The organism is Pseudescherichia sp., from assembly GCF_031987975.1.
GTDB lineage: Bacteria > Pseudomonadota > Gammaproteobacteria > Enterobacterales > Enterobacteriaceae > Pseudescherichia.
Genome location: NZ_DALZYX010000022.1, coordinates 14,587 through 17,628, shown reverse-complemented (window position 1 = coordinate 17,628; position 3,042 = coordinate 14,587). Strand labels below are relative to the sequence as shown.

Genomic DNA, 3,042 nt, shown 5'->3' with positions numbered 1-3,042 from the left:
ACCGCCGACCCCCTCCGTGTAAAGGAGATGCTCTACCAACTGAGCTAATCGCCCAATCTCACTACTTATCTACACTGCGGTCATCATCTTAATGATGGTGGGTGATGACGGGCTCGAACCGCCGACCCCCTCCGTGTAAAGGAGATGCTCTACCAACTGAGCTAATCACCCCCGCTGTGTGGAGTCGCATTATAGGGAGAGTTGAAAATGAGTCAACGCCTTTTCTCAAGATTTTGTTTGTTCGTCGTAAATTTAGACAAAGCGGCGCATAAATGACGGCGTAAGCATGATTTGTATACAAAAAGCCGCTTTGAGGCACCCGGAGTAGTAACAACATTGAGGAATCAGCGCAGGGTGATAGAATATTCCCCACTCTGTTTTCCAGGACTTGCCGGCTGTCGGCACCGTTATCAACGTAAGGCCATTTCATGAAAATCAAAACTCGCTTCGCGCCAAGCCCGACCGGCTATCTGCACGTCGGTGGTGCGCGTACCGCTCTCTATTCCTGGCTTTTCGCACGTCACCAGAACGGTGAGTTTGTGCTGCGTATTGAAGACACCGATCTTGAACGCTCTACGCCAGAGGCTATCGAAGCCATTATGGATGGCATGAACTGGCTGAATCTGGAGTGGGACGAAGGTCCCTATTTCCAGACCAAACGTTTTGATCGCTACAACGCGGTTATCGACGATATGCTGAAAGTGGGCACCGCCTACCGTTGCTATTGCTCCAAAGAGCGTCTGGACGCGCTGCGTGAAGAGCAGATGGCGAACGGCGAGAAGCCGCGCTATGACGGCCGCTGCCGCCACGACCACAGCGAACATGCTGCCGATGAGCCATGCGTTGTGCGCTTTGCCAACCCGCAGGAAGGATCAGTGATCTTTGACGATCAGATCCGTGGCCCGATCGAGTTCAGCAACCAGGAGCTGGACGATCTGATCATTCGCCGCACCGACGGTTCCCCTACCTATAACTTCTGCGTGGTGGTAGACGACTGGGATATGCAGATCACCCACGTGATCCGTGGCGAAGACCATATCAACAACACCCCGCGCCAGATCAACATCCTGAAAGCGCTGAACGCACCGGTGCCAGTCTATGCTCACGTTTCGATGATCAACGGCGATGACGGCAAAAAGCTCTCCAAGCGCCACGGTGCGGTGAGCGTTATGCAATATCGTGACGACGGCTATCTGCCGGAAGCGCTGCTCAACTATCTGGTGCGTCTGGGCTGGTCCAACGGCGACCAGGAGATCTTCAGCCGCGAAGAGATGATCAACCTCTTCTCGCTGGGGGCGGTGAGCAAATCCGCCAGCGCCTTTAACACCGATAAGCTGCTGTGGCTGAATCACCACTATATCAACACCCTGGCTCCTGAGTATGTGGCAACACACCTGCAATGGCATATCGAGCAGGCAAATATCGACACCCGTACCGGTCCGCAGCTGTCCGAGCTGATCGCGCTGCTGGGCGAGCGTTGCAAAACGCTGAAAGAGATTGCCGAAAGCTGCCGCTATTTCTATGAGGAGTTTGCCGAGTTCGATGCTGATGCAGCGAAGAAGCATCTGCGTCCGGTTGCGCGCCAGCCGCTGGAAGTCGTGCGCGACAAGCTGGCCGCCATTACCGACTGGACGGCAGAAAATATCCACAATGCGATCCAAGCCACTGCCGATGAGCTGGAAGTTGGGATGGGTAAAGTGGGGATGCCCCTGCGCGTAGCCGTAACCGGGGCAGGGCAGTCACCTGCGCTGGACGTTACCGTACATGCGATTGGTAAAACCCGCAGCGTTGAGCGTATCAGTCGTGCGCTGGGCTTTATTGCAGAGCGTGAAAGCCAGCAGTAAGCCTGCGGTAACCGCACTAACAGAAACGGCAGGTTAACCTGCCGTTTTTTATGCCTGCTCGGTATCGGCAATCCCCAGCCGGGTCAAAAAACCACGCAGGCCTTCACGCGCCAGAAAGCGTTCCAGACGCTCCTGCTCTGCTGGCGTCATATTCTGCAGGACGTTGCTAATCTGGCGCAGCGAGGCTGTTTGAAACAGCGTGCTGTAGTCTGCAGAGGGTTCCGCCATTGACCAGGCCGACTGGCGGTGACGCACTACCGGTGTTTTACGCATATAGGCCAGCACGCGCTCGTCGATAAGGATCAGCCGCGCCCGTCCGCCTTTCACTCCGGTCAACGTCTCGGTTTGCCAGTTTTGTTCACGGATCCAGCGGTTAACGGTTTGCCTGGCAACGCCAAGGTAGTCCGCCATCTCTTCAGGCGTCATTTTATCAGGTAGCTTCATCTTATTGTTCCCTACTGCGAATGCCGAGCCGTTGGAGTAAGCCGCTGATCCCTTCGCGCATGAGCAGCGAGGTCAGCAGTTTCTGTTCTGAAGGGGTCATCTCTTTTGCCAGCGTCACCAGCAGCACATCGAGTGATGTATCCATACTCGCCTCAGAGTAGAGGGTCGCGTCGGCAGCCCGGCGCGCGTTACGGATAAACTCACGTACCTGCTCATTAATATGCACCACGCGCGCTTTCCCACCCTGTACTCCCGGCTTGGGTGACGTTACCCACCCCTCCTTGCGTACCCACTTATTGATTGTTTGACGGCTATAGCCTGTCAGCCTGGCTAACTCTTCCGGCGTCATTCGTTCCTTGATCATACGATTTCCTGACGAGCAGTAGGGATAATTAGTGGTTCATTTTATAGCACCATTTTACGCGAAAGTGTGACGGGTTTAGCTCATGACTGCGAGCAAGCCCGCAATGTGTTTCATTTGTTTGCTTTTTCAGCGGTTGAGAGGCAGAGAGAGATTTTGCCGTTGACACCTGACAAAGGAATTCATATTATGCCGCCCGTCAACACGACAGCTTTACGCAACGGGGCTATAGCTCAGCTGGGAGAGCGCTTGCATGGCATGCAAGAGGTCAGCGGTTCGATCCCGCTTAGCTCCACCAAATTTTGATCCCAACAAATTTGGTGCGTAAAGAAAAATGTGGGGCTATAGCTCAGCTGGGAGAGCGCTTGCATGGCATGCAAGAGGTCAGCGGTT

The 3,042-nt window shown here is 54.6% G+C and carries 3 protein-coding genes and 2 tRNA genes; 2 read left to right on the top strand and 3 right to left on the bottom strand.

Going from position 1 to position 3,042, the window contains the following annotated elements:
• Positions 1 to 95: 95 nt before the first annotated feature.
• Positions 96 to 171, bottom strand: a tRNA-Val gene (locus tag RTN40_RS20905).
• Between the two features lie 257 nt (positions 172 to 428).
• Here RTN40_RS20905 and gltX point away from each other — a divergent pair.
• Positions 429 to 1,844 carry a glutamate--tRNA ligase gene (gene gltX / locus RTN40_RS20900; protein WP_312230014.1) on the top strand — a complete coding sequence of 472 codons (1,416 nt, stop codon included), beginning with the start codon at positions 429 to 431 and terminating at the stop codon, positions 1,842 to 1,844.
• 48 nt (positions 1,845 to 1,892) lie between these two features.
• Here the strand turns inward: gltX and RTN40_RS20895 are convergent, their stop codons facing one another.
• Together RTN40_RS20895 and RTN40_RS20890 are read right to left on the bottom strand one after the other, a co-directional pair.
• The gene (locus tag RTN40_RS20895) at positions 1,893 to 2,288 is read right to left on the bottom strand and encodes a YfeC-like transcriptional regulator (RefSeq protein ID WP_312230013.1); all 396 of its coding nucleotides are present in this window, start codon (positions 2,286 to 2,288) and stop codon (positions 1,893 to 1,895) included.
• A 1-nt stretch (position 2,289) separates the two neighbouring features.
• Positions 2,290 to 2,652: a YfeC-like transcriptional regulator gene (locus RTN40_RS20890; protein WP_312230012.1), complete on the bottom strand. Its 363-nt coding sequence runs from the start codon at positions 2,650 to 2,652 to the stop codon at positions 2,290 to 2,292.
• A 219-nt stretch (positions 2,653 to 2,871) separates the two neighbouring features.
• Between RTN40_RS20890 and RTN40_RS20885 the strand changes: the two genes are divergently transcribed.
• Positions 2,872 to 2,947: transfer RNA gene (locus RTN40_RS20885), tRNA-Ala, on the top strand.
• The last annotated feature ends 95 nt before the right edge of the window (positions 2,948 to 3,042 follow it).

Coding starts and splice junctions, on each gene's coding strand:
- gltX (WP_312230014.1), top strand. CDS start 429: ATGAAAATCAAAACTCGCTTCGCGCCAAGCCCGACCGGCTATCTGCAC.
- RTN40_RS20895 (WP_312230013.1), bottom strand. CDS start 2,288: ATGAAGCTACCTGATAAAATGACGCCTGAAGAGATGGCGGACTACCTT.
- RTN40_RS20890 (WP_312230012.1), bottom strand. CDS start 2,652: ATGATCAAGGAACGAATGACGCCGGAAGAGTTAGCCAGGCTGACAGGC.